Origin of the sequence: Devosia sediminis (assembly GCF_016411825.1) — a bacterium.
GTDB lineage: Bacteria > Pseudomonadota > Alphaproteobacteria > Rhizobiales > Devosiaceae > Devosia > Devosia sediminis.
In genome coordinates, this window is record NZ_JAEKMH010000001.1 from 300,779 (window position 1) to 325,088 (window position 24,310).

The following is a 24,310-nucleotide window of genomic DNA, read 5'->3' on the forward strand; positions in this document are numbered from 1 at the left end:
ACACTGACGGCAGCCGCGAGCACCGCGGCCGTCAAGCTCCCGTTGCCGGCTGTGGTTGTGACGCCTGTCAGTCGGCCGGCCTCGTCTTTTTTTCGGCAGCCTCCCGACGCGTCGAGGAGTCTTCCCGATGACCGAGGCAACCGCCATAGAGTGGTGCGACAGCACATTCAATCCCTGGGTGGGCTGCACCAAGATCAGCCCGGCCTGCGATCATTGCTATGCCGAGGGCTGGGCAAAGCGTTCCGGCCAGGTGCAGTGGGGCAATCAGCCCAGGAAGCGCACCAGCCCGCAGACCTGGAACGAGCCCCTCCGCTGGCAGCGCCAGGCTGCCCAGTTCTTTGTTGAGCACGGCCGTCGCCGGCGGGTGTTCTGTGCCTCGCTCGCCGATGTGTTCGACAACCAGGTGCCGACCGAGTGGCGCGATGATCTATGGGCGCTGATCTATGAAACGCCCGATATTGACTGGCTGCTGTTGACCAAGCGTCCGCAAAACATCAGCAAGATGCTGCCGACGGCATGGGATGGTGTGAAATCCCACGTCTGGCTGGGTACCACCGTCGAGGACCAGGAGCGCGCCGAGCAGAATATTCCGCACCTACTCAAGCACGACGCCGCCGTGCGCTTCCTTTCGTGCGAGCCGCTGCTTAGCGCGATCGACCTGCGCCCGTTTGGCCTGGACGTCCGTCACCACCCAGCCAACCAGGACAGTCCCGGCCTTCGCTCGCTCGTTCGGGAAGTGCGTGTCCAGATGCAGGATGGCTTGGCGATCGACTGGGTCATCGCCGGCGGCGAGTCCGGCCCCGGCGCGCGGCCAGCCCACCCGGATTGGGCACGGTCCCTCCGCAATCAGTGCTCCGCTGCCGGCGTGCCGTTTCTGTTCAAGCAATGGGGCGCCTATCAGCCCCAGTTCCCCCAGTATGCCGATGAATACGGCATGGCAGATGGCGACATGGTCTGCAGCGGTCGGGACTTTCCGGCCGAGGGCGTCCTCTATCGCGACGGCTACTTCTACGATGGCATGACGCATCAACCTCACCTGCGCGCCGGCGCCTATTGGGTGGATAATGTCGGCAAGAAGGCGGCCGGGCGTCTGCTCGACGGCGTCGAGCACAACGGCTTCCCGGAGCTGTCCTTATGACCAACCGGGCGGCTACAGCATCGGCGGTAATGGCCTCGCGCAGGAGCGTGGGATCGTCGCTCGACTTCTTCCCGACGCCGCCCTGGGCCACCAGGGCGCTGCTCGAGGAGGTGCTGAAGCCGCTCGGCTTGTTCAACCTGTCCCGCGCCGGATCGCAGTCTGCCTGGGAGCCGGCTTGCGGTGCTGGCCATATGGCGCTGCCGCTGCAGGGCTATTTCCGCGAGGTGCTCGCCACTGATGTCCACGACTGGGGCTTTGGCAGCATTCACGGCCTCGACTTCACCATGGCCGGCCGTGCCTCGGCGCCGATCGTGCCGGACTGGGTCATTACCAACCCGCCCTTTGTCCTGGCAGAGCGGTTCGTCGATCGAGCACTCACCATCGCCACGCGTGGGGTGGCGATGCTTCTCCGTCTCCAGTGGCTCGAGGGCGGCGATCGGTACCACCTAATCTTTTCCGGTGACCGGAAGCCTCGTTTCATCTGCCCGTTCGCCGAGCGGGTGCCTATGATCGAGGGCGTCTGGGACCCGGAGGCGAGCAGCGCGACCGCCTATGCCTGGTTCGTCTGGGACCTTGAGCAACCCACAACCGGCCGCACCGAGGTGATCCACATTCCACCAGGAATGGCCGAGCGCCACACCCGCCCGCATGACATGGGCCTGGCATCGCCAGGAGAAGCCGAGTTTCGTCGCAAGCTCAAGGCCAAGGCGGCCGAGGTGGCATGATGGCCGGGCTTCCCGACTTCCGCGCTCGACAACTGGATCTGCAGAAGCGCCTCGACCGGCAACGGCCGCGCACGATGCTGCGCCGCCGGCTGGAGCGAGAATTGCGGGGGCTGATCGCTGCCGAGCTTCAGCTCGAGATCAAGGCCGCGGCCGCGCCGGAGGGGCATGCACCGGCCCAGATAGTCGAACCGCGCGCAACCCAAGCCACCCACTGGTTGCGACGCTGGGAAAACCAACAGGATAACGACCGATGACCGCCCGCACCGGAAAGCTCCCGAAATCCCTAGCGGAAATAGAGGCACTGGCAGCTCGCGTGTTGCCCGGCTCACCGCTCCGGCACCTGGTGCCCGGCGGATATGTTCTCGCGGCGGGAAGCCGATGCTTTGCCAGTCGGCGGGGCATGACGGCACGCCTGGTCTACCGGCAAAGAGATATGGGCCTGTCAGGAATCCATACGGTCACGCTGATCGTTAAAGGCATCCCCCTGGTGAGCGATGACTGACACGATCGAGATACCCGCCCATATCCAGCCCTATGTCGACGTGCTCGGCCTGGACCTGACCATCGACTTCCTCCTCGCTTTCGGCGGGGCGCCTCTGTACCTGCCGAGCGAGCGCACTCAGACCGATTCACGCCTGGCGGAAGTGGTCGGAGCGGATAAGGCGGTTGCATTGGGGAAGCAGCTCGGCCGCGGCACCGTGAGGGTGCCCATACAGAAGCGCTTTATCGCGGCGTGCTTGTTGGCTAAGAATGTGCCGATCGTGGAAATCGCTCGGAAACTCCACGTCAGCGATGTCTCAATTCGTCGCTGGTTGCCCGACCGACCAAACAGCCAACTCGGGCTCTTCGACTAGATCATACACTGTGTGGGTCATCCGGTGATGCCGCGTAGCGGGCATTTTGCGGAGACATTCCCTCGCACACAGGTGTGTCTCCTATGGTCGCCAATGGCGCCGCCACCCTTACGATTGTCGACCAGCTCGCCGCGACCAACGGCAAGAAGGGCAAGATCCCCGAGCTACTCGAGACAGCGGCCGCCCGCCTCAAGGTGCGGGTCGCTCTGCTGCAGGCCATCGTCAACGTCGAGAGCGCCGGCCAAGCCTTCGATGACAAGGGCCGGCTGATCATCCTCCCGGAAAAGCACGTCTTCTGGCGCGAGCTTCCCAAGGCCCTCCGCGAAAAGGCCCAGGCGCTCGGCCTCGCCACGCCCCGGTGGAACAAGCGGAAGAACTACATCGGTCTCGGCCAGCCGGGTTCGGATGCCCGCTGGGTCCGCCTAGCCGACATGGTCCGCCTGGACGAGACGGCCGGCCTCCGCTCCGCATCGTACGGCGCCCCTCAGATTATGGGGTTCAATCATTCCCAGGCCGGCTATCCGACTGTCACGGACTTCGTGCTGGCGTTCGCTGCGAGCGAGGAAGCGCAGATTTCGGCCATGGTGAAGCTCCTCGAGAGTTTCGGATTGGTCGCCGCGCTGCAGGCCGAAGACATTATGGCCATCACCCGCCGCTACAACGGCTCCGGGCAGGCCGAATACTATGCCGGCCTCATCATTGCCGAGCTGGCCCGTCTGACCGGTGGCGACGTGCCGAAGATCAATGCCAAGGTGGATGCCATGCTCCGCCTCGGCTCCAAGAGTTATCGCGTCGAAGCGCTGCAAAAACGCCTTGTCGAGCTGCAGTACCACGTGAAGGTGGACGGCGATTTCGGACCTGCCACCGAGCGCGCCGTTGTTGCGTTTCAGAAGGCCAATGGTCTGGACCCGGACGGTCGCGTCGGCCCTCTGACCGAAGCTGCCCTGGACGCGGCCGTGCCCATATCCCAGGAGCCGGGTAACAGCCGCGAAAACCTCACTGTTAAGGATCTCCGCGACCAGGGCTCGCAGACCGTGCAGAGCGCCGACTGGCTCACGAAGCTTGGCGTCCTGATTTTCGGCGGTGGCGTCGTCGGGGAAGCTGGCAAGGGCACCGAAGGCTTTGCCGGCATTGAGTGGTTGAACGGGTTTTCAAACCTCATTCAAGCGGTGAAAAAGCCGGTCGAGCCCATCATCGCCATCTTCACTCAAAACCCCATGCTTGGCCTTGGCCTCGTTGCCCTGGTCATCGTTGTCATCGCGCAGCGCATCAAGGCGCGGCGGCTCGAAGACGCCAAGAACTGGAAGAATGTCGGTTGATGCGCACGCTGGTTCGTTCCGCCCTTAATTGGCTCGGCCTCGGCTGGGTCGCAGACGCCGCAATTGGCGCCATCAACTTCGTCCAGCGCGGCCTCACCGGCGAGCGCTCGATCGACCAGGCACGTATCGAGGCCGATGTCGAAAATCGCCGCACCGAGACCGACCGGCAGAAAGCCCAGTTCCAGCCGCTGTTCTGGGTGATCGCCATCGTCTTCCTCGGGCCGTTGGCCCTCAAATGGGGCATGATCAACCTCTATGACGTCTTCTGGTGCCGGGGGTGCATGTTCCCCCAAACCTGGACAATCGCTGCCTACCAGGCGCCGTTCGACGGCTGGGCACAGAGCGCTTTTCAATGGGTATTCGGGCCGGTCGGCGCAATCGGGCTGGCCGGTGGCGTGGGTGTTGGTCTTGTGACGCGAGGCCGCCGCTGATGGAATTTCTGAAAGACTGGCTCGGCCTAGGGGTATCCCTGCTGGCCTTCGGCACCGCGGCGTGGGGCGTGTTGCAGGGGCCTGCGCGCAAGAATGAGAAGGCTCTTGAGGACTTCAAGGCGGGGATGACCGCGGCCCTAGAGACGTTCAAGACGGCAACGGCCGACCAGATCAAAGCGCTCGATGACCGTCTCGACAGTGCCGAGACGAGGATTACGCAACTCGATACCGTCATCGACAACCTGCCCGACAAGGACGCCTTTCACCAGCTCGACAAGGGCCTCACCGAGGTTCGGGGCAAGATCGACACCATCAGCGTCGTGGTGGATTCGGCGGACGAGGCGCTCAAGCGCATCGAGGGTTTTTTGATCAACGCGGCGCAGAGCGCATCGAGGGGGCACTAATGGACCCGAATTTCACCGCCGCGCTCGCGGCCGAGATGAATGCCAATGCCAAGCTCGTCATTCTTCGCGAGCTGTCGAAAATGACGGATGGACGTCTCAACGATGCCATCCTCGAAGGCGTGCTTGACAAGTTCGGCCACCGGCGCAGTCGCGACTGGGTCCGCACCCAGTTGCGCGCCCTGGCCGATATCGGCGCCCTGACCACCACCGAGGTTGGCTCGGTTATGGTGGCCGAGATCACGCGCGCCGGCATTGACCACGTCGATCGTCGCGTGGTGCTCGAGGGCGTCGCCCGCCCGTCGCCCGGGGGCTGACATGACCGATCGTGGCCGCGGGCGCCTCTCTGGTCTCGACCTCCTTCCCGAGGAGGCAGGCCCCATCATCGCGTGGGCAGCCGAGCAGCTGCAGAACCGGGACCGTACCCAGCAGGACATCTATGACGAGTTTTTCGCCAAGCTGCAGCGACTGCAGGCCGAGCATCGGGGCGAACTGGAATTTGCCATACCCAGCAGGTCGGCATTCAACCGCTACTCCATCAAACTGGCGACCCTTACCCGCCGCCTCGAGGAGACGCGTGAGATTGCGGGTGCTCTCGCCGGCCGGTTCGACGCCAAGGCATCCGACGATCTGACATTGATCGCGGCCGAGGCCATCAAGACGCTGATTTTTGAGACGGTGACAGCGGCCGGCGAGCACGGCATTGATCCCAAGGGTACGATGTCGCTGGCCAGCGCCCTGCACAAGGCCGCGCAGGCCCAGGGCGTCTCCACGGAGCGCCGTAAAACCGTGGAAGCGGACTTCAAGGGCAAGGTCGACAAGGCTTTGTCGGCCGTTGAGAACACCGTGGGCAAGGATGGCAAGGAAGTCCTGCGCCGCATCCGCGAGGACGTTTACGGCATCTTCGACAAGTCGGAGGGCTAAGTGCTAGGCCCGGCCGTCCCGCTCTACCCCTACCAGCGCCGCTGGTTTCTTGACCGCTCGCGCTTCAAGATTGGCAAATTCGCTCGCCAGACCGGCAAAACCTTCACGACCACGCTCGAGATTGTCGATGACTGTTTCGAACATGCGGTTGAGGGCCGGCGAGCCCGCTGGGTGATCCTGTCGCGTGGCGAGCGCCAGGCGGCGGAGGCGATGAACGAGGGCATCAAGCCGCATGCCAAGGCTTACGGCATGGCCTTCGAGGCCGAGGAGTTCGACTGGGAGGGAGAGACTGGCACCTTCAAGGCGCTCGAAGTCACCCTGCCGAACGGCAGCAAGATTACCGCCCTGCCGGCCAATCCCGACACGGCTCGCGGCTTTTCCGCTGGTGTGTTCCTGGACGAGTTCGCTTTCCATAAGGACAGTAACGCCATCTGGAAGGCATTGTTTCCGGTCATCTCTGCCGGGCACAAGCTGCGTATCACTTCGACGCCCAATGGCAAGAGCGGAAAGTTCTATGACCTGGACACCGGCAAGGATGCCGCCTGGTCTCGCCATGTGGTCGACATCGAGCAGGCCGTGGCCGATGGATTGCCGCGCAATATCGAAGAGCTTCGGGCTGGTATTGCCGATGACGATGCATGGGCGCAGGAGTTCATGCTCCAGTACCTGGACGAGGCAAGCGCCTGGCTTTCCTATGAGCTGATCTCTTCGGTCGAAGACGACGAAGCGGGTCTCGGGCGGGAAAGCTACCAGGGCGGTCCTTGCTACATCGGCCGCGATATTGGCCGGCGGAACGACCTCCATGTCATCACCGTCCTTGAGTTGATCGGCGACGTGTTGTGGGAGCGCGAGCGCATCGAGCAGAAGCGCGCCACCTTCGCCCAGATGGATGAGGCGTTCGATGACGCGATGGAGCACTACCGCGTTGCCCGCGCATGCATTGACCAGACCGGCATGGGTGAGAAGGTGGTCGAGGATGCCCAACGCCGCTATGGCAGCCGCATTGAAGGCGTCCTTTTCACCGCCTCGAGCAAGCTCATCATGGCCACGGCCGGCAAGGAGCGCTTCGAGGACCGAACGGTTCGCATTCCGATGGGTGACCAGCCGTACCGCACTGACCTGCACAAGCTCCGCAAGATCGCAGGCCCAACCGGCATTCCCCGCTTCGTCGCCGAGCGGGACGACGACCATGCCGACCGCACCTGGGCGTTGTTCCTCGGCATCAACGCCGCCGGCGGCCCGGCGCATGAGTACGGCTATCGCCCCGTGCCGACCAAGCCCAGCCGGTTTCAGGAGCGGCCCGACAGCGACCTGCGCATGACCGACCTTCCCGATGAGGAGGTCCGGTTCCGGGTCGGACGTGCGCTTCGACAGAGAGGACTTTACTGATGGCTATCCAGCTGCTCGACAAGCATGGTCGCCCGATCGTGAAACAGCAACTCGTCACCGAGCAGGCCTCGCCGACAACGCGCGGTGTGCGCCAGCCCTATGGCGCCCATCCTGCGGCTGGCCTCACGCCCCAGCGCCTCGCGCGCCTCTTGCGTGACAGCATCGAGGGCGCACCGGAGCGCTACCTCGAGCTTGCCGAGGACATGGAGGAGCGCGACCTCCACTACAGCGGGGTGTTGTCGATCCGGAAGCGTCAGGTCGCGAACCTCGAAATCACCGTCGAGGCCGCCGGCGACGACGCCGAAAGCAATGCCGATGCCGACCTGGTCCGCGAGGTCATCGCCCGAGACCAGTTTCAGGACGAGCTGGTCGATATCCTCGACGCTGTCGGCAAGGGCTACTCCGCCACCGAAATCATCTGGGACACCTCCGAGGGGCAATGGATGCCGCGCGAGTTGAGCTTCCGAGATCCGCGCTTCTTCGAGTTTGATCGCACGGACCCGGAAGTTCTCATGCTGCGTGGCGACAGCGGCCACGAGCCGCTCAAGCCCTATGGCTGGATCGTCCATCGGGCCAAGGTAAAATCCGGTCTCACCATCCGTGGCGGCATCGCCAGGGCCGTAGCCTGGACGTTCCTGTTCAAGAGTTTCACCATCAAAGATTGGGCGATCTTTGCCGAGGCTTATGGCCAGCCACTGCGCGTCGGCAAGTTCGATCCCGGTGCCTCCGAAAGGGACAAGGAAATCCTCCTCGAGGCGGTCAGCAACATCGGCACCGACTATGCGGCCATCATCCCGCAGGCCATGGCAATCGAGTTCGTCGAGGCGAACATTTCGGGCAGTCATGACCTATACGAGCGCCGCGCAGACTTCCTCGATCGTCAGGTGTCCAAGGTGGTGCTCGGCGCCACCGGTGCCGTCGATGCGCCCACGGGTGGCGGCTATGCCTCGAGCAAGGTCCATGACGGTCTGCGGGAAGACATCGAGACGGCCGACGCCCGCCAACTCGCTGCCACCCTCAATCGCGACCTGGTACGGCCACTGATCGACCTCAACCGGGGGCCGCGGAAGAAGTACCCAAAGCTCAAGATCGGCCGTCCCGACGAGGAAGATGTCGCCGCCCTGGTCAAGAACGTCGAGGTGCTGGTGCCGCTCGGGCTCGAGGTCGGCATGTCCACCATGCAGAAGAAGATCGGCATCCCGGCACCCGCTGCGGGTGAGAAGCTGCTGGTGTCCAGCAGATCGACGGCGCCAGCGCCGGTGCCAGGCGTTGACGGTGAGTTCGTGGACCCTGACCAGCAGCGGGCACTCCCGGCTCCGCCCAAGGCCACGCTCAACAGCGCCCAGCTCATCGGCGTTGACCTTGCAGATGGTGTTGATCTTGCAGTGCTCGGCATCATGGCCGATGGCGGTTGGATACCTCTGGTTGGCCCGATTGTAGCAGGCCTCGCCGATGAGCTGGCGGCCGCACAGACCCTTGAAGAGGCCCGAACCATTCTCCAGCGCCGCGCCGAGACCATGGGTGTGGCTGCTTTTACCAGCATGCTGGCCAACGCGGCCTTCGGAGCGCGGCTTGCGGGCGAGGCTGAGGAACCTCTGACCGATGCCGATTGATCTCAAGCCCGTCCAGCCGCGAGATGCCATCGCGGCGCTGGTTGCGCGCGGCCACGAGCTGTATCCCAGTTTCGCCTGGCAGGAGGTTTATGCCGAGCTGCATGGTCGCATGTTCACAGTGGCGAAGTCGGCCGGCTTCGACATCCTCGAGGAAATCTACAACGCGCTTTTAGAGGCGCTTGAGGAGGGGCAGACCTATCAGGATTTCGCTCAGACCCTGACACCACTTCTGCAGGCGAAGGGATGGTGGGGCCGTGGCCTTGCCGTCAACCCCCAGACCGGCTTGCCGGAAATGGTGCAGCTCGGCTCACCGCGACGCCTCGAGCTTATCTTCGACGTCAACATGCGGGTGTCATATGCGACTGGAAACTGGACGAGCTTCGAGCGCAACAAGCCGTCCCGGCCGTTCCTCCGCTATGTCGCGATCCTGGACGAACGCACCAGGCCGGAGCATGCGGCACGGAACAATCTGTGCTTGCCGGTCGATCATCCATACTGGGACACATGGGCACCGCCTTGTGGCTGGCACTGTCGCTGTCATCTTCAGAGCCTTTCCCAGCGCGACGTCGACCGCATGCGCGACCAGCTCAAGTTTGAGCCGCCGGCACTGGATCTTCGCCCATGGGAAAACCCGGCCAGCGGCGAAGTTCGCTGGATTGATGCCGGTATAGATCCCGGCTGGGACCACAACCCTGGCAAGTCAGGATGGCAGGCGCTTGAACAGCGTCTGGCCGGTAAACCCGACCCGTTGGGCATCCGGTCTCCGTAATCCGGGTCACCACCAGCGAACAGATTTCCCGCCGAAGTAGATCGCGGCGAACAGCGCCGCGAGGTTGATGCAAGTGTCGATAGTCATTCCAAACCTTTCAGGACCCTATTGTCCTAAGAGGCGGGAATAAGCCCCAGACAGTTGTTGCCACCACTACGGGGGACCAAGTCCGGCCAGCGTATGAGCGACGGGCGGCCGAGGCACTGCAATGCCTCGAACTGGGGCAACGGATTGGCGTCCAACCCCAAAGCAGAAATGACACCGCTTCACCCGCCACCCTCTCACGAGGGCCATGGCAGTGAACCAGTCCCAGGGAAAAAGGACGTGGAGAATTTCAGTCAAATGCGACCGGTTGATCCGACCAGGACACCGGCCGGCTATATCGGAGGCAAGCGCAATCTCGCCAAGCGTATCACGACGCTCATCGAGACCGTCCCTCACATAACCTATGCGGAAGCCTTCGTTGGCATGGGCGGCATCTTCTTCCGCCGGCGCCAGGCGCCGCGGGCCGAGGTCATCAATGACTACTCTGGCGAAGTCGCGAACCTGTTCCGCATCCTGCAGCGGCACTATCCGCAGTTTATGGACACGCTGCGCTTTCAGCTTTCAGGGCGACGGGAATTCGAACGCCTCAAAAGCACCGACCCATCGACCCTAACCGACCTCGAGCGGGCGGGGCGCTTCCTCTACCTCCAGCGTCTAGCCTTTGGCGGGAAAGTCGCGGGCCGCAATTTCGGGGTGAGTTTGCGGGAATCGTCGGGGTTCAATCTCACGACCCTGGCGCCACTGCTCGATGACATTCACCATCGGCTCACCGGGGTCACCATCGAGAACCTGCCCTGGCAGGCGTTCCTGCAACGCTATGATCGCCCTGAAACGCTGTTTTACCTAGACCCGCCATATTGGGGCAGCGAGGCTGACTACGGAGCTGGCATGTTTGGCCGCGAGGAGTTCAAACAAATGGCCAAAGCACTCGCCGAGCTGCGCGGTCGCTTCATCCTGTCGATCAACGACCGGCCTGAGATCCGTGCACTGTTCTCTGACTTTAATTTGGAGCCCGTCGAATTGACCTACACCATCGCGGGTGGACCTAACGCGAAATCGGCGAAGGAGTTGATCATCACTGGCAATCTGGGGTGATTTGCAAGTAGCCGCCGGGAGCCGCTAGGGGCGCTCCTGGCGGCATTTCCCTTAGCCAAGCTCATGGCTTGGCCTCAACCCCGTTTAAAACCCGTTTAATGGGGTCTGGTGGGCAAATGGAACGGTGAGGTCCGCCTTCCGTTTCCACATCGCCGAGAAATCGGCGGGACATATCCGTCCATCACACACTGTGTGAGAATTCTTCGGATCGGGGCGGTCATGAACTATCCCGCTCATGAACCAGCCAGTCAATCCACTCTCCCACACTCTGCTGACCGCCCAGGTCACGACCCTTGCTGCCGTCACGCATGCATCGGTTGAGGTCGCGGCTTTGCCGTACGGCGAAGACAAGGCCGTTTGGAACAAGCTTGTGCCTGCGGGGACCTTCAAGGCCCGCGACGGGCGCGGCCCGTTCCATGCCGGCGGCAAGTCCGAGATGGAGGCGATCCTCGCGCGCACCATGGAATACGCCGGCGGCACCGAGCTGATGATCGATTACGACCATCAGAGCTTCCTGTCGGCTGTGAAGGGTGTCGGTGGTACCGCCAAGGCCGCGGGCTGGATCAAAAAGCTCGAGGTCCGTGAAGACGGCATCTGGGGCCTGATCGAATGGACTGCCCTGGCAGCTCGCTCCATCAAGCGGAACGAGTACCGCTACCTGTCGCCGAGCTTCTCCAATGACAAGGCCGGCAACATCCACACGATCTTCAATGCGGGACTTCTCAATATGCCCGCCATGGACCTGGTCGCAGTCGCGGCTGGGGCCGATCTTTCAACCCCCACGGAACCTGACATGAAGACCATTGCAAAGGCCCTCGGCCTTGAAGAAACCGCCTCCGAAGATGCGATCCTGGCTGCCATCAATGCCCAGGCAGCCGACCGCACCCGCGTCCTCACCACTGCCGGCCTGAAGCCCGAGGCGACCACGGACGAGCTGGTAACCACTCTGTCCGTCCTCAAGACCGCCAGCGCCGGAAAGACCGAGGTCGACCCGACCAAGTTCGTGCCGATCGACCAGGTCACCGCGCTGCAGGACGAAGTCACCACGCTCAAGGCGGACATCCTGGGCGGCAAGGCTGAAGCCGCTGTCGACGATGCCATCGAGAAGGGCAAGCTTCTGCCGGCGCTCCGCGATTGGGGTCTGCAGCTGTTCAAATCCAGCCAGGAGCAGTTCACCGCCTTCATCGACAAGGCGCCGTCGCTGACCACCACGCAGCTCGGCAGCAAGAAGGTCGATACCACCACCAACAGCGACGGCCTCACCGAAGCTGACGAGCTGGCCATCACCATGATGGGCCTCGACCGCGCCGAGTTCATCAAGACCCGCAAGGCCGAGCTGGCCGAAGCCGCGTAACCGAATACCCAGGGCGCTCACCGACAGGCGCGGAAGACCGTGAGGTCAAAGGGAAGCTGCAGCGGTGAGGCGGCTTCCCACCATCCCCCCAACGGCGGCCAGGCCGCACCGGAGAACCAAAAGATGACGGCTCTGACCGCCGACCGTAATACCCCCCGCGCCCAGGGCGACATCCTCGTCCTGGACCTGGCCGCCGCGATCAAGGTGTTCGCGGGCGGTATTGTCATGCGCAACGCCGCCGGCAACGGCACCAAGGGCGCCACTGCTACCGGCAGCGTTGGTGTCGGTGTTGCGATCGAACAGGTGGACAATTCCGCCGGCGCCGCCGGGGACAAGACCGCTCAGGTCCGCGTTGGCACGTTCCGCTTTGCCAATTCGGCCGCAGGTGACCTCATCACCAAGGCCGACATCAACAAGCCCGCCTACATCGTGGATGACCAGACCGTCGCCAAGACCAACGGCACGAACACCCGTTCGATCGCCGGGATGATCGCCGGCGTCGACGCCCTGGGCGTCTGGGTGCGGTTCGACGAAGCCCTGGCCTCTGCGTACCTGACCTGATCCGGACACTCCCCAACAGCACTCAGCAAGGACCAATTTTCGATGCTCGTAAACGCCGCCAACCTCAACGGCCTCCGGACTGGCTTCAACACCAGTTTCCAGCGGGGCCTGGGGATGACTACCTCCCTCCACGCTCGCGTGGCCACCATCGTCCCGGCCTCGACCAAGGAACAGAAGTACGGTTGGCTCGGCAAGGTGCCGAACGTCCGTGAATGGGTCGGGCCGCGCATGGTGCAGAACCTCGCCCAGCACGACTACTCCATCAAGGAGAAGCCGTACGAACTGACCATCGGCGTCGACCGCGACGACATCGAGACCGACAACCTCGGCATCTATGCACCGATGTTCGAGGAGATGGGCGCCTCGACCGGCTCGCACTGGGACATGCTCGTTTTCTCCCAGCTCAAGGCCGGTTTCGCCGCCAACTGCTATGACGGCCAGTTCTTCTTCGACACGGACCACCCGGTGATCCTCGAGGACGGCTCCCAGGGCACGGTTGCCAACACCGATGGCGGCAACGGCACGCCGTGGTTCCTCCTCTGCACCAACCGGCCGCTCAAGCCGATCATCCTGCAGAAGCGCCGTGATTTTGAGTTTGTCGCCAAGGACCAGCTTACCGACACCAACGTCTTCAATAACAAGGAATTCCAGTACGGCGCCGACGCTCGTGGCAACGTGGGCTTTGGCTTCTGGCAGTTCGCCTGGGGTTCGAAGCAGACGCTCAGCGCCGCCAACTATGGCACTGCGCGCGCCGCGCTCTCCGGCATGAAGGGCGACCATGGGCGGCCGCTCGGCCTGGTTCCGAACCTCCTGGTCGTGCCGCCTGCACTGGAAGGCACCGCGCGCAAACTCCTCACCTCCGAACTGGGGGCCGGCGGCGAGACCAACGAATGGAAGGGCACGGCCGAGCTGCTCGTCGTTCCCTGGCTCGCCTAGTCGCGCCCGCCCACTCGCCGGCGCCGGTTGCGCCGGCGGGCTTTAGAGAAGCGACCATCCCGGCCGCTTCTGTAAGACCCGAAACCAAGGACACTTGCATGAAGCTCATGAGTTTGCTCGGCGCATCGATCGCCGCTGCTCTCTTCTTCGCCCTCCCGGCCGCTGCTGCCGTAGGGCCTGCCTTCGACGCCGGTCCCACCGTCCAGGTGGTGACCCATGACTGCCTGGTTCTTCCCATGGCCGCGGACGCCAAGTTCTTCGCCGAGGCCGATCGCGGCTGCGAACCGACGATTTCCGACCTGGCTGACGTCTGTATGACCGAGACCACCTCGGCGCCGCCGGCACGCATCGCCGTCATTTTCCTGCCCAATGAGCCGCTCGGCTGCCCGACCATCCGCCCGAGCCCCCCTGGCTAACCCTCGTTCCTGACGCGGCATCCTCCTCCCGCCGCGCACTACCGCCGCTCCTTCCTCCCTGGGAGCGGCGGGTCTTTCGAGAGGGCCGCCCGCCGACCCTGCCGCAAGCCCCGAAAAGGAACCTGCAATGGACGAACTGACAAAGATCAAGGGCATCGGCAATGCCACGGCGGCAAAGCTTGCCGCTGGCGGCGTCGATACCTTCGCCAAGCTTGCCGCGTCGAACCACGAGCAGCTCGAGCTGCTCAAGATCCCCGGCGATGCCGAGGACCATGGCAAGTTTATCGCCGCCGCGGCCGAGCTGGTACCGAAGACCATCGACCTCAATAATGCGACGGCTGAGGAGGTCGCCGCCCAGGCTGCCAAGATCGAAACCGCTCGACTGCAGCTTGCGCAGCTCGCCGACGCTGTGGTTTTGGCACATGGTCATCTGCAGGGCCTTCCGGCAGACGCTGCGCCCGAACTGGTTGCCGATGCTCAGACCAGTCTCCACAACGCCCGTTCACTGATCACTGCGGCGACTAAGGAGGCCTGCGCTTTATTGGGGGTCCCCTTGGGCGCCCCGCTGCCGGCCGCGCTCCTCGAGGAGCTGGCGCCGCTCGCGGAGTTGCCCGCCATCGAGCGCCCGGCTGTCGCCAAAACGGCCCCGCCTGCCGCCGCAGAGGCGCAGGCATCGGCGGCCCCCGAGGTAGCTGACGCCGAGGAGAGGGACCGCGACATCTTCGCTGACGTCCCGGCGCTCGAGCAGGATCAGGCGCATGCTTTCCTCGCCGATGTGGTCGACCACGCTCGTGCCGCAGCTGCTTCGGGTGAGGTGCCGGAGGCCATCGCCTATCTGCAGCAGCACCGCAGCGAGCTTCTCGTTGGCCAGGCACTGCTGGGCGAATTGCTCGAGGGCATCAATTCCGAGATCTCGGCCCTGGAAGAAATCCAGACCACGGCTCCAGTGGAACGGCCTGTCGAAGTTACTGCGACCGTGGACAGCCGGTGGCGCAGCGGCCGGCAGTTCACCAAGGCTCCGACCCGCTTCGAGGCTGGCGAGCTTGGTAGCGACGAGCTCGAAGCGCTGCGGGGCGACCCGCTGCTCATCGTGGAGCTGCTCTAGACATGCATCGCCCGTCCATTCAGCACCTCCTATGGGCAGTCAGGCGGCTGCTCCGCCTGCGCCCACCCGGCTACGCCCTGCACCTGGCCGGACCCGGCGTGAACGGTGCCATTCGTGGTGACCTGGTTCCCATCGACGCCACGGTCATCATCGACCGTGGTCGCATTTTCGTCCGCACCGGACAGGTCGATTTCAACGGGTTCGAGATCTACGCCGAAGGTCACCGGACCTTCGCCTATCAGTCAGAATAGCTGAGGTGGGCAGTGACCTATTGCACTCAACAGGATCTCGTCGATCGATATGGGCAGACCAAACTGGTCCAGCTCACCGACAAGACCAACCGGCCTCAGACGACGATCGACGCCACAGTGGTGAGCAAGGCGGTGGCTGACGCCAGTTCGCTGATCAATTCCTATCTGGGCAAGAAGTATCAGCTACCGCTGACCGCTGCGGCTCCGGAAGTGCTCGTCACCTATGCCTGTCAGATCGCCTGGTTCCTTTTGCATGGCGACACCGCCGGCAAGGATCACGCCGCCCGCATGGCCTATGAAGACGCGCGCAAATGGCTGGACCGTGTCGCGGCCGGCGCTGTCATCATCGAGGGCGCTGGTGAGATTATCGCTCCCGCTGGTGGCGGTCAGATCAAGACCAAAGGACCGGAACGCATCTTCACCCGCGATCGGCTGGGTAGCTTCTGATGGCGGGCGTCTCCTTCTCCCTCGACGACAAGGAAGCCCAGGAAGCCCTCGCGCAGCTGGAGCGGGCCGCAGCCAACCCGGAAGGCGCGTACCACGCGATCGGCGCGCATTTCGTGTTTTCGACCCAGCGCAATATCGAGCAGGAGACGGCGCCGGATGGCCAGAAGTGGCGCCCGCTTTCGCCGCGCACGGCTGCCAAGCGCATTGGCCGCGGCCGGGCTGCGCGCCGCCGCGGCTACAACCACATCTTGCGGGTCACCGCGCGCCTCTACCAGTCGATCAGTTATGGCGTTGTGCCTAGCGGGGTCGAATGGGGCAGCAACCTGGTTTACGCCCGCATTCATCAGCTTGGCGGCACGATCGATATGAAGCCGCGCACCGGCACGGTTTCGATGCGCAATATCCGGAAGCGGGGCAATCGCTTCGTCCGCGCAGGCTCCAAGGGTGCCGAAAGCCGCGTGGTGCAGATCCGTGGCCACCAGGTGCGCATCCCGGCGCGTCCATTCCTGGGCATATCGGCCTATGACCGCCAGGCAATCCCCGAAATCGTCGCTGACCACCTTCGCCAGGAGGCGGGCCTATGAGCGACCTGCATGAGATCAAGGGTCGGCTGCTGAGTGTCGGCACGCCATTTTACAGTGTGCGCGGCGCCAGCACGCTCTCGCAGGTCAAGGATAGGCCGGACGGCCCTTTGCCTCAGGCTTTCGTCATCGTGGCCGAGGATATGGCCCAGGACAATTCCCGAGCCACCGGTGGGGTCTTCCAGCGCCTAGAACGCGACATCGCCATCGTCATCGTGGCCGAGCACCTTGGTGATGCCGATGGCGCGGATGTCCAGGACCCGCTCGAAGCCCTCAAGGACTACGTCCGGCGCCAGCTGCTCGGCTGGCAGACCAGCGAGATGGTGGACGTCATCACCTATGTCCGCGGCGAAACCATGGAGGCCGTCGATGGCTGTGTCTGGTTCGCGGCTTACTACTCCGCACCCCAGTACATCGAGGAGGCCAGCTGATGGCTCGATACGAAGTGGACCCGGCCACTGGCGAGAAGACCCTCGTCGACCGGACGAAGACCCGTGAGGAAGCCGCGGCCGCGGCCGAGGCCGCTAATGCGGGCCGCAAGCCCGCGAGCAAGCCGAAGGACGACGACAAATGACCCGCTTCATCAACCGCCTGGCCTTCATGGCCAAGATCGAAACGACCTATGGTACGGACGCGGTGCCCACCGGCGCGGCGAACGCCATGCAGGGCACCAATGTCGAAATCACCCCGCTCGCCGGCGGTGAAGTTTCGCGCGAGCTGCTCTTCCCCTATTTCGGCCACCAGGGCGTGTTCCTGGTGCAGAGCCACGCCATCATCGCCTTCGACGTCGAACTGGCTGGCGCCGGCGCGGCCGGGACGGCACCCGCCTGGGGCGTTGCCTTGCGTGCCTGCGGGTTCGATGAGGTCGTCACTGCCGCTACGCGGGTGGAATACACCCCCGATGCCACGCCGGCCGCCCCTGACGCTGTGAGCCTTTACTACAACCTCGACGGCACCCGCCATGTTCTCCTCGGCGCCCGTGGCACAATGACGATGTCGCTGGTGCCGGCGCAGATCCCGCGCATGCGTTTCACCCTCACGGGGCTTCTCGGCACCATCACCGACCAGGCGCTGCCGGCGACGACTACGACTGCCTTCAAGAAGCCGGTGCCGGTCAACAAGGCCAACACGACGCTGAGCCTGCACGGTTCGTCTCTCATCGCTGAAAGCCTCTCGATCGACGTGGCGAACCAGGTGGAACCGCGCTTCCTCATCGGCGATGAGAGCATCCGCATCACGGGCCGCCAGCCGACCGGCACCGTTGTCGCCGAAGCCAAGAGCATGGCCACCAAGAACTGGTTCCAGATCGCCCAGGATCACACGACCGGCGTGCTGGCCGCGCAGCACGGCACGGTGGCGGGCAATATCATCCAGCTGGACGCTCCAGCCGTGCAGATCGGCCGGCCGACGCAAGGCCAGACGCAGGGCATCGCGAACTACTCGCTTCCGCTCATGCTCACGCCCGTCATCGGCAATGACGAGCTGAAAATCACCGTCCGCTAATCCGTTCAAGGCCGCTTAAAGGAGCTTTCATGGTCAAGTTCGTCGTCACCACTGAGCGCCGGTATTGGTGGACCGTGAAGGTCCGTGTTCCCAATGCCGACGAGCGCCGGGCCAACCAGTTCGAAGAATTCAGCTTCAAGGTGCAGTTCGAAGACATCGGAACCGAGGAAGCTGATCAGATCCTTTCCGAGGTCAATGCCCTGCCGGTGGAACAGCGGGTAACTCGCCAGCATGACCTCCTGCTGCGCGTGGTCACTAATTGGGACCAGGACATCGTCGATGAGGAGGGAAACGCCATCCCCTTCGACACCCCCAAACTTCGCGCACTGCTCGACGATGGCCGGTTTGCCACCGGCCTTTGGAGGGCCTGGGGTGACTCTCAGCGCGACGAGGGCGGCCGCCGAAAAAACTAGCTGAAGCGGCGCGGGCAAGGGTCTTCGCGCTGCTGAACGCAAATGACCCGACCAGGCCGCTGCGGATGGACGAAGCCGCAGCGGCAGAGTTCGCCGAGCTGGGCGTGACGGTCGAGCCGGACGAAGTCGACGAGGAAGACGTGTTCGAGATCTGGGACATCAATGTAGGTGCCTTTGAGGTGTTCCGTGCCCTGGACAGCCAGTGGCACTGCATTGCCGTTGGTGGCCTTTCCAGCGCCAAGATCATCCGGACCGGCCTCGACTACCCCGGCGTGGACATCGTGATGCGCAATCACGGTCTACCTCCTGAGCAGTTCTCGTTGATCCAAGCGATGGAGATGGCCGCGCTTAGCGCCTTCGCGGAGGCCGATCGGTGAGCCAGTTCGTCGTCGCCCTTAAGTTGACCGGGGATGGTCGCAGCGCTGTCAGCGCAGTGTCATCCACGCGCCAGGCGCTGGACCAGCTCAACGCCGGCGCTGATGCCACCAGCGCCAAGGCCGCGGTCACCAGGGCAAGGCTGGAGGCGCTGGAAGCTGCCTTCGGCCGCGGCGGTGCCTCGTCGCGGGACCGTGCTGCAGACATTGCCGCCTATGGTCAGGAGATGGACCGGCTGCGCGCCCGCATCGTTCCAGGTGTTGCGGCTATCCAGGCGTTCCAGCGTGAGCAGGACGAAATAAATCACGCTCATCGGGTCGGTGCGATTTCGGCCCAGGAACAATCAGCGGCTCTGGCTGAGCTTGAAGCACGTTATCGCTCGGCCGGCGCGTCGGCACAGTCCTTTGCTGCCGCTGCCAACGACAACCGCCGCGCAGGCAATGTGGGGGCAGCTCACACCACCAACCTGCTGTTCCAGGCGCAAGACATCGCGATGATGACGGCCATGGGCCAGGCGCCGATGATGCTGGCGATGCAGCAGGGTATGCAGGTTGGCGGCATTTTTCATCAGATCGGCAGTGGTCGACAGATCGTCCAGGCATTGGGCGGCGCCCTAGTGGGACTGTTGAACCCGCTCAACCTCGCCACCATCGCGACCATTGGTCTGGGCGCGGCTGGCGTGCAGTGGTTCATGAGCACACTCAACAGCGCCGAAGATGCGACCGATGCCTTGGAAGAGCACCGCAAGATGCTCGACAGTATCCTCGAAGGTTACGACGCGGCCAAGGGTGCTGCCGACCAGGCGCTGGCCTCGGCGCTGAAGCTGCCGCAAGGTGTTGTCGCCTCTGACCTGCGCGCCACTCTGCGCGATCAGGCTAACTCGCAGGACGAAATACAGTCCCGCATCGAGGCGAACCGCGAGGCTCTCGCCGAGACGGTGACCTTCCTTCGCGAGATCCAGAACATCGGGGCGCTTGGCGCTGGCCCAGGCGCCGACAGCGAGGGCATCCGCCAGGTTGAGCTGCTGGGCCGACTGGCGATCGGCGCGGCGTCTAGCAGGGAAGAGTTGCACGGGGCGATGGTGGCGGCCCGCGAGCTGTTCAACACCGCCGAGGACCCGGCCATCGCAGAACTGGCGGACCAGGCCTACCAACTGGCGCTCCGACTGCTGGAAGTTCAGGCACGGGCCGATAGCGCCGGCGCCGCCCTGCGAAGCCTCCCGCGCGAGATCCAGGTCCGTATTGCCATGTCCGAGTCGTTCGGTCAGGCAATGGGCGAAATCAGCAGCCTTTACATGGACCCGCGTTCGCAGTTCGACCAGGCACGCGAGCAGCTCGACGCCTGGGCTCTGCAGGCAGAGGGGTCGGTTCGGTCGATGAGCGAAGCCACGGCATTCGCCACCGAATACCAGCGCGTCCTCGACAGCATCAACGTGGCCGAGGCCGAGGCGAACGAGAAGGCGAACGCGCGGGGAGCCAAGGCGGCCCAGAAGCCGTTCGATCAATGGCAGTCGGCCAATGACAATTTCCAGCAACGCATCGACCAGCAGCGGCTGGAAATCGAGCTGCTGGGCAAGTCGACCTATGAAGTCGAGCGGCAGAAAGCGGCCTTTGATCTACGCAATCAGGCTCGGGCCGCCGGCATCCCAATCGATGAGACAGTCAATGCCCAGATCGAGCGCATGGCGCAGCACTACGCCGGCGCAACGGTCGAGCTGGAACGCCTGCAGGAGCGGGAGCGATTGGCCAACGAGCAAATGCAGTTCTACCGCAGCACTTGGTCGGGCTTCTTCACCGACATCAAGGCAGGCGTCCGTGCCGGCATGGACGCCATTTCGAAGCTTCCTGATGATCTGAAGTCAAAGCTGTCTGGCAAGGGCGGCGACGCCTTTGAGGACATTGTTTCCGAGTTCAGTGCCAGCGTTGAAAGTGGGGCTCCCGCCTTCGATCGCTTCCAGGAACAGATCGACGCCATCGTCTCGACTGACCGCGCCAACCTGGCCGGCCTGGGCGACGAGCTGACGCGGATGGCCAATGCGGCGCGTAAGGCAAGCGACGGCTGGTCCATCCTTGGCAACGCCGGCGCCACCGCTCTCGACAAGATCGCCGATCGCGCAATCGGCATGGCCGCCAATGGCCTCTTCGATCTGATCTTTGGGAGTCTCATGGGGGGCATTGGCGGGAACAGCCTGGGTCGCGGCTGGGGCGTTCCCGGCGGCTTCGGCCGTCCCGGCATCTTTGGCATTCCTGGCTTTGCGTCAGGGACCGACAATGCGCCGGCCGGGCTTGCCTGGGTCGGTGAGGAAGGGCCGGAGCTGGTCAGGTTTCGCGGCGGTGAGCAGGTCTACAATCACACCCGTTCAATGGGAATGGTTGCGTCCAACCAGAACCAGATCCCTGACAGCCGGTCGGTGTCGGTGCAGATCATCGACCAGCGTGGCCGCGGTGCACCGATCGAGCAGCAGCGCACGACCGGGCCGAGTGGCGAGGAGATGATCCGGCTGATCGTGCGGGATGAAGTGACGGATGCGCGCCGGCGCGGCGCGACGGGGTTTTGATGCCGGTCAATTTCCCCATCAATGCCTATTCCTCGATCGACCTGGCGCCCGACCTCGGCGTCGTGACTGCCCGCACCGAGGGCGGTTTGTTCATCACGTCCCGCAAGGCGGACCCTTTCTGGCACGGCACCTACACGACCGGTCCGCTAGACCCCCGCGGCGCGAACGATCGGGCAGAGTTTCTCGCCTGGCTGACCTGGGCGGCCGACAACAACATGCGGGTGGACTTCCTCCACCCACGGCACCGCCTGCCACGCGCCTATACGGCGGCGAACTGGCCGATGATTGGTGATGCATCGCTGTCCGACATAGTCGACCAGCGCACCATCAGCGTGTTCGGCCTCACGGCCGGGCTAGACCTGCGCCGGGGGGACCGACTGTCCATCCTTCAGGGCGACCAGGTCATTCACCGCTGGATTGCGGCGCCGGTCATCGTCGCCAGCGCCATTTCTCAGGACATTGCCGTCACTCCGCGCCTGCCATTGGGCGTCCTGGCGCCGGCGGCCGTGGTCAGGCTCGAAAACCCGCCGCTGCGCGCCATCCTGCAGCCCGGGAGCTGGGCGGACAGTCAGCGCGAGGAATATGGGCCAAGCCCCGTCACCTTCGGGCTCATGGAGGCTGTGTGATGAAGCCTCATTCCCCAGAGTTGCTGGAAGAGCTGGAAGCCGGCCGCGTCGACGTGCGAGACGCGATCGAGCTTTATTTCGACAGTGGCGTGGTGCGCCTGGTCCTCGGGGTCAAGGGCCTGTTTGGCTGGGATGACGTCGCCGGCGTGCTGCCGCCCTGGCGGGTGGGCGGCCCGGCCGACGAGGATCTGTGGAGCGATGCCGGCTGGTGGCGCAACGACCGGGTCGATGGTCAGCCGCTGGGCGATGACGTGTTCTATGGCGGCGGCAACCTGGTCGGGCTGGACGTGCCGGAGAATGCGCTCGGACCGGAAAGCCGGGCGATCACTGCGCGGGTGTTTGAGACCTACCTGTCCGAAGGGTCGGACATTCCCGCCAACACTTTCGACGATGGCGTGCGCGCGACAATCGACGAGGAAGAATGGGAGGGCCGGCCGGCCGTGCTCTCGACATTCTGGCTCGACCACACCGGCACGCCGATCCTGCGCGAGCAGGTGGCGGTGCGGACCATGGACCAGATGGTGCTCGACACCGACGCCCAGGGCGTGCCGGTGCGGTCGCTGATCCTTGAAGAGCCCGACATCATGCAGCGCGACATCGAGGGCAAGACGGCCAATGCGGCCTTCCAGGCGCTCATCGACCCCGACGACAAGGCTTTCGAGCATGTTGCCTCAGCGCAGCGCCAGAAGATCAGCTTCGGCCGGGCGCCGGAAGGGACGGTCGCATGACGCTGGAGCTGCTGGTCCCCAATGAGAGCTGGAAAGACCGCATCCAGGCGGCGGTCGATAGTTGGTTTGGCCCGGATGTCTATCCCGGCCTCGACACAGACGGAGAACGCTGCATGCGCATGAACCAGATAGCCACCGAACTGGGTCTGCCGCTGGTGGCCGATCATGAAAGCCTCGTCCTGGCCCGGGCTAAGTTCAACGCGGTGATTGAAGCACTCGGCGGGACCTTCTCCCTCGATGCCTTTATGGCGGCCCAGAGCGACGGGTTCTATTTCGACTTCACAAAGACCGATCGGCACTATCAAGAAGCTTACGGACCCACACTCGCCGGCCTAAGCAACCAGGTGGCCTTTGCCGCAGATCAGCGATCCTGGAACGGACAGACGATGGATCAGGCTCTGGCGGCATCGCCGGAATTGATCGCCGATCCACTGCTGAACTCCTCCGCAGGCTGGTTGTTTACCCAGGCGTCAATTGCCGGTGGTCAGCTTCTCATCAATTCCCCAGACGGCAGTTACGCAGCGGGAAGCGTTGTGTTCAACGGTCTCTCTGTCGGTGACACGTACGTTGTGGAATGCGATGTGGCATCCGTGTCAGCCGGTAGCATCGCTGCCGCCATGACCGCCACTCAGAGCAACGGTTTGTTCGCCGGAACCAATCGCCGTGCGCTCTTGGTTCCGAACGCCACCACGGCCGGTATAGAAATCAAGCGCGGAGCATCGGTGCCGACCAATGCCGCGGTGGACCGCGTGTCCATGAAGCGTCTGCGAGGCAGGCATGGCCGGCAGACCACCGCGCAGCAGAGACCTTTCCTGCTGTCGTCGGGCGCGAAGTTCGATGGCAACGACGACAATCTTCTGACCAACTACGCGGCCGGCGCGAACGAGAACTTCGTCGTCGCCCTGGTCACCATGCCGACCACTTTGGGGGCCTCCCAGTGGATTGCCGGCGCGACAGGTGCGGCCAATGACCGGGCCTACTTCGCGGTCACCGTCGATGGGCAACTAGCCGCTGGCACCGGCACCACCGCCGTCATCCAAGGTCCCGACTTTCGGGGTCAGCGTGTTGTGGTGGGCATGTCCTTCAACAGCACCACCCGCCGCCTGTTCGGGGGAACGTCCTTGATCGTTGAAGGTGCCTATGCGGGCGGCCTTCCCACCACGACGCCGTGGCGTCTGGGCTCCAACAACAGCAACGGCTCTGCCGCGGGCTTCTTTGCTGGCTCGGTGGAAAAGATCTTGGGCGGCCGCCAGTTTCTCGACCTGCCAACCTTCATCAAAATCCGCAATTCCCTGCTCACTTCATAGGAGAGATCGACGTGGCCCTTGGCATTATCTGCATCGTCACCGACGCCCAAAGAAACAACATCAACCTCGTCTTCGCCGCTCGCGGCATGGGGCCGGAGGCATTCAGCCGCAAACTCTGCGCAATCGATCCGGGTGCAACCTCCTTCACCCCGGCGACCCACTGGCTGTCCAGCGACGCGATGGGCAATCAGGGCGAACTCAACATCCTCACGGCCATGACCGAGGGCGATCTGCCACCCGTGCCGGAGGGTGTCATCTGGGGCGAGGAAGGCGTCATTGCCGCTGCCCATGCGATGGCGGCGACCAATGGTGCCGTGTTCCAGGTCTATTCGGCCGCCGGCGACGTCGAGCCGGTGAATCACGCCGCGGCCGTGCTCGCTAGCCGCGGCCTGCAGTTCGTGCCGGACCCGGAGCTTTGATCCCCAGCCAGTCTAACGTCCTTTCCCA

General features: G+C 63.9%; 32 protein-coding genes. All 32 read left to right on the top strand.

Annotation, left to right across the window (positions count from 1 at the left end; translation table 11 throughout):
- The first annotated feature begins 127 nt into the window (after positions 1–127).
- The 32 genes from JEQ47_RS01550 (at position 128) to JEQ47_RS01705 (ending at position 24,282) form a co-directional block, all read left to right on the top strand.
- Positions 128–1,138 carry a phage Gp37/Gp68 family protein gene (locus JEQ47_RS01550; RefSeq protein WP_198874631.1) on the top strand — a complete coding sequence of 337 codons (1,011 nt, stop codon included), beginning with the start codon at positions 128–130 and terminating at the stop codon, positions 1,136–1,138.
- On the top strand, positions 1,135–1,863 hold the full coding sequence (locus JEQ47_RS01555) for an SAM-dependent DNA methyltransferase (protein ID WP_198874632.1): 729 nt from the start codon (positions 1,135–1,137) through the stop codon (positions 1,861–1,863). Before JEQ47_RS01550 ends, JEQ47_RS01555 begins: the two co-directional genes overlap by 4 nt.
- Positions 1,860–2,117: a hypothetical protein gene (locus tag JEQ47_RS01560; RefSeq protein WP_198874633.1), complete on the top strand. Its 258-nt coding sequence runs from the start codon at positions 1,860–1,862 to the stop codon at positions 2,115–2,117. Before JEQ47_RS01555 ends, JEQ47_RS01560 begins: the two co-directional genes overlap by 4 nt.
- The gene (locus tag JEQ47_RS01565; protein WP_198874634.1) at positions 2,114–2,365 is read left to right on the top strand and encodes a hypothetical protein; all 252 of its coding nucleotides are present in this window, start codon (positions 2,114–2,116) and stop codon (positions 2,363–2,365) included. The genes JEQ47_RS01560 and JEQ47_RS01565 overlap by 4 nt, the downstream gene beginning before the upstream one ends.
- Complete coding sequence (locus JEQ47_RS01570) at positions 2,358–2,717, top strand: hypothetical protein (protein WP_198874635.1); 360 nt, start codon at positions 2,358–2,360, stop codon at positions 2,715–2,717. Before JEQ47_RS01565 ends, JEQ47_RS01570 begins: the two co-directional genes overlap by 8 nt.
- Before the next feature lie 83 nt (positions 2,718–2,800).
- Positions 2,801–4,036, top strand: coding sequence for an N-acetylmuramidase domain-containing protein (locus JEQ47_RS01575; protein WP_198874636.1), 1,236 nt, complete (start codon positions 2,801–2,803; stop codon positions 4,034–4,036).
- A complete protein-coding gene (locus JEQ47_RS01580) occupies positions 4,036–4,467 on the top strand; it encodes a hypothetical protein (protein ID WP_198874637.1) in 432 nt (143 codons plus the stop codon). Before JEQ47_RS01575 ends, JEQ47_RS01580 begins: the two co-directional genes overlap by 1 nt.
- Positions 4,467–4,871, top strand: coding sequence for a DUF2730 family protein (locus tag JEQ47_RS01585; protein WP_198874638.1), 405 nt, complete (start codon positions 4,467–4,469; stop codon positions 4,869–4,871). The genes JEQ47_RS01580 and JEQ47_RS01585 overlap by 1 nt, the downstream gene beginning before the upstream one ends.
- Positions 4,871–5,185, top strand: a complete 315-nt coding sequence (locus JEQ47_RS01590; RefSeq protein ID WP_236020617.1) for a VpaChn25_0724 family phage protein — start codon at positions 4,871–4,873, stop codon at positions 5,183–5,185. The genes JEQ47_RS01585 and JEQ47_RS01590 overlap by 1 nt, the downstream gene beginning before the upstream one ends.
- Before the next feature lies 1 nt (position 5,186).
- Complete coding sequence (locus JEQ47_RS01595) at positions 5,187–5,792, top strand: DUF3486 family protein (protein ID WP_198874639.1); 606 nt, start codon at positions 5,187–5,189, stop codon at positions 5,790–5,792.
- The gene (locus JEQ47_RS20990; RefSeq protein WP_198874640.1) at positions 5,793–7,181 is read left to right on the top strand and encodes a terminase large subunit domain-containing protein; all 1,389 of its coding nucleotides are present in this window, start codon (positions 5,793–5,795) and stop codon (positions 7,179–7,181) included.
- A complete protein-coding gene (locus JEQ47_RS01605) occupies positions 7,181–8,794 on the top strand; it encodes a DUF935 domain-containing protein (protein WP_198874641.1) in 1,614 nt (537 codons plus the stop codon). The genes JEQ47_RS20990 and JEQ47_RS01605 overlap by 1 nt, the downstream gene beginning before the upstream one ends.
- Positions 8,784–9,563, top strand: coding sequence for a phage head morphogenesis protein (locus tag JEQ47_RS01610; protein WP_198874642.1), 780 nt, complete (start codon positions 8,784–8,786; stop codon positions 9,561–9,563). Before JEQ47_RS01605 ends, JEQ47_RS01610 begins: the two co-directional genes overlap by 11 nt.
- 342 nt (positions 9,564–9,905) lie before the next feature.
- Positions 9,906–10,703: a DNA adenine methylase gene (locus JEQ47_RS01615; protein ID WP_198875692.1), complete on the top strand. Its 798-nt coding sequence runs from the start codon at positions 9,906–9,908 to the stop codon at positions 10,701–10,703.
- A 235-nt stretch (positions 10,704–10,938) separates the two neighbouring features.
- Positions 10,939–12,057: a phage protease gene (locus JEQ47_RS01620; RefSeq protein WP_198874643.1), complete on the top strand. Its 1,119-nt coding sequence runs from the start codon at positions 10,939–10,941 to the stop codon at positions 12,055–12,057.
- Positions 12,058–12,180: 123 nt separating this feature from the next.
- Positions 12,181–12,618 carry a hypothetical protein gene (locus JEQ47_RS01625; protein WP_198874644.1) on the top strand — a complete coding sequence of 146 codons (438 nt, stop codon included), beginning with the start codon at positions 12,181–12,183 and terminating at the stop codon, positions 12,616–12,618.
- A gap of 42 nt (positions 12,619–12,660) precedes the next feature.
- Positions 12,661–13,554, top strand: coding sequence for a Mu-like prophage major head subunit gpT family protein (locus tag JEQ47_RS01630; RefSeq protein WP_198874645.1), 894 nt, complete (start codon positions 12,661–12,663; stop codon positions 13,552–13,554).
- A 98-nt stretch (positions 13,555–13,652) separates the two neighbouring features.
- Positions 13,653–13,970 carry a hypothetical protein gene (locus tag JEQ47_RS01635; protein ID WP_198874646.1) on the top strand — a complete coding sequence of 106 codons (318 nt, stop codon included), beginning with the start codon at positions 13,653–13,655 and terminating at the stop codon, positions 13,968–13,970.
- A 127-nt stretch (positions 13,971–14,097) separates the two neighbouring features.
- Positions 14,098–15,075, top strand: a complete 978-nt coding sequence (locus JEQ47_RS01640; RefSeq protein WP_198874647.1) for a helix-hairpin-helix domain-containing protein — start codon at positions 14,098–14,100, stop codon at positions 15,073–15,075.
- A gap of 2 nt (positions 15,076–15,077) precedes the next feature.
- Positions 15,078–15,326 (top strand): hypothetical protein, encoded by a 249-nt coding sequence (locus tag JEQ47_RS01645; RefSeq protein ID WP_198874648.1) that lies wholly within the window; start codon positions 15,078–15,080, stop codon positions 15,324–15,326.
- Between the two features lie 12 nt (positions 15,327–15,338).
- Positions 15,339–15,773, top strand: a complete 435-nt coding sequence (locus JEQ47_RS01650) for a gp436 family protein (RefSeq protein ID WP_198874649.1) — start codon at positions 15,339–15,341, stop codon at positions 15,771–15,773.
- Positions 15,773–16,357, top strand: a complete 585-nt coding sequence (locus tag JEQ47_RS01655) for a phage virion morphogenesis protein (RefSeq protein WP_198874650.1) — start codon at positions 15,773–15,775, stop codon at positions 16,355–16,357. Before JEQ47_RS01650 ends, JEQ47_RS01655 begins: the two co-directional genes overlap by 1 nt.
- Complete coding sequence (locus JEQ47_RS01660; RefSeq protein ID WP_198874651.1) at positions 16,354–16,785, top strand: phage tail terminator protein; 432 nt, start codon at positions 16,354–16,356, stop codon at positions 16,783–16,785. Before JEQ47_RS01655 ends, JEQ47_RS01660 begins: the two co-directional genes overlap by 4 nt.
- Entirely contained in the window at positions 16,785–16,928 is a 144-nt protein-coding gene (locus JEQ47_RS01665; protein ID WP_198874652.1) for a hypothetical protein, read from the top strand. The genes JEQ47_RS01660 and JEQ47_RS01665 overlap by 1 nt, the downstream gene beginning before the upstream one ends.
- On the top strand, positions 16,925–17,857 hold the full coding sequence (locus tag JEQ47_RS01670) for a phage tail tube protein (RefSeq protein ID WP_198874653.1): 933 nt from the start codon (positions 16,925–16,927) through the stop codon (positions 17,855–17,857). The genes JEQ47_RS01665 and JEQ47_RS01670 overlap by 4 nt, the downstream gene beginning before the upstream one ends.
- Before the next feature lie 29 nt (positions 17,858–17,886).
- The gene (locus JEQ47_RS01675) at positions 17,887–18,270 is read left to right on the top strand and encodes a hypothetical protein (protein ID WP_198874654.1); all 384 of its coding nucleotides are present in this window, start codon (positions 17,887–17,889) and stop codon (positions 18,268–18,270) included.
- A 65-nt stretch (positions 18,271–18,335) separates the two neighbouring features.
- Positions 18,336–18,647 (top strand): DUF1799 domain-containing protein, encoded by a 312-nt coding sequence (locus JEQ47_RS01680; protein ID WP_198874655.1) that lies wholly within the window; start codon positions 18,336–18,338, stop codon positions 18,645–18,647.
- Positions 18,644–21,202: a phage tail length tape measure family protein gene (locus JEQ47_RS01685; protein ID WP_198874656.1), complete on the top strand. Its 2,559-nt coding sequence runs from the start codon at positions 18,644–18,646 to the stop codon at positions 21,200–21,202. The genes JEQ47_RS01680 and JEQ47_RS01685 overlap by 4 nt, the downstream gene beginning before the upstream one ends.
- Positions 21,202–21,828, top strand: a complete 627-nt coding sequence (locus tag JEQ47_RS01690; protein ID WP_198874657.1) for a hypothetical protein — start codon at positions 21,202–21,204, stop codon at positions 21,826–21,828. Before JEQ47_RS01685 ends, JEQ47_RS01690 begins: the two co-directional genes overlap by 1 nt.
- Entirely contained in the window at positions 21,828–22,556 is a 729-nt protein-coding gene (locus tag JEQ47_RS01695) for a hypothetical protein (protein WP_198874658.1), read from the top strand. The genes JEQ47_RS01690 and JEQ47_RS01695 overlap by 1 nt, the downstream gene beginning before the upstream one ends.
- Positions 22,553–23,863: a hypothetical protein gene (locus JEQ47_RS01700; protein WP_198874659.1), complete on the top strand. Its 1,311-nt coding sequence runs from the start codon at positions 22,553–22,555 to the stop codon at positions 23,861–23,863. Before JEQ47_RS01695 ends, JEQ47_RS01700 begins: the two co-directional genes overlap by 4 nt.
- 11 nt (positions 23,864–23,874) lie before the next feature.
- A complete protein-coding gene (locus tag JEQ47_RS01705) occupies positions 23,875–24,282 on the top strand; it encodes a hypothetical protein (protein WP_198874660.1) in 408 nt (135 codons plus the stop codon).
- The last annotated feature ends 28 nt before the right edge of the window (positions 24,283–24,310 follow it).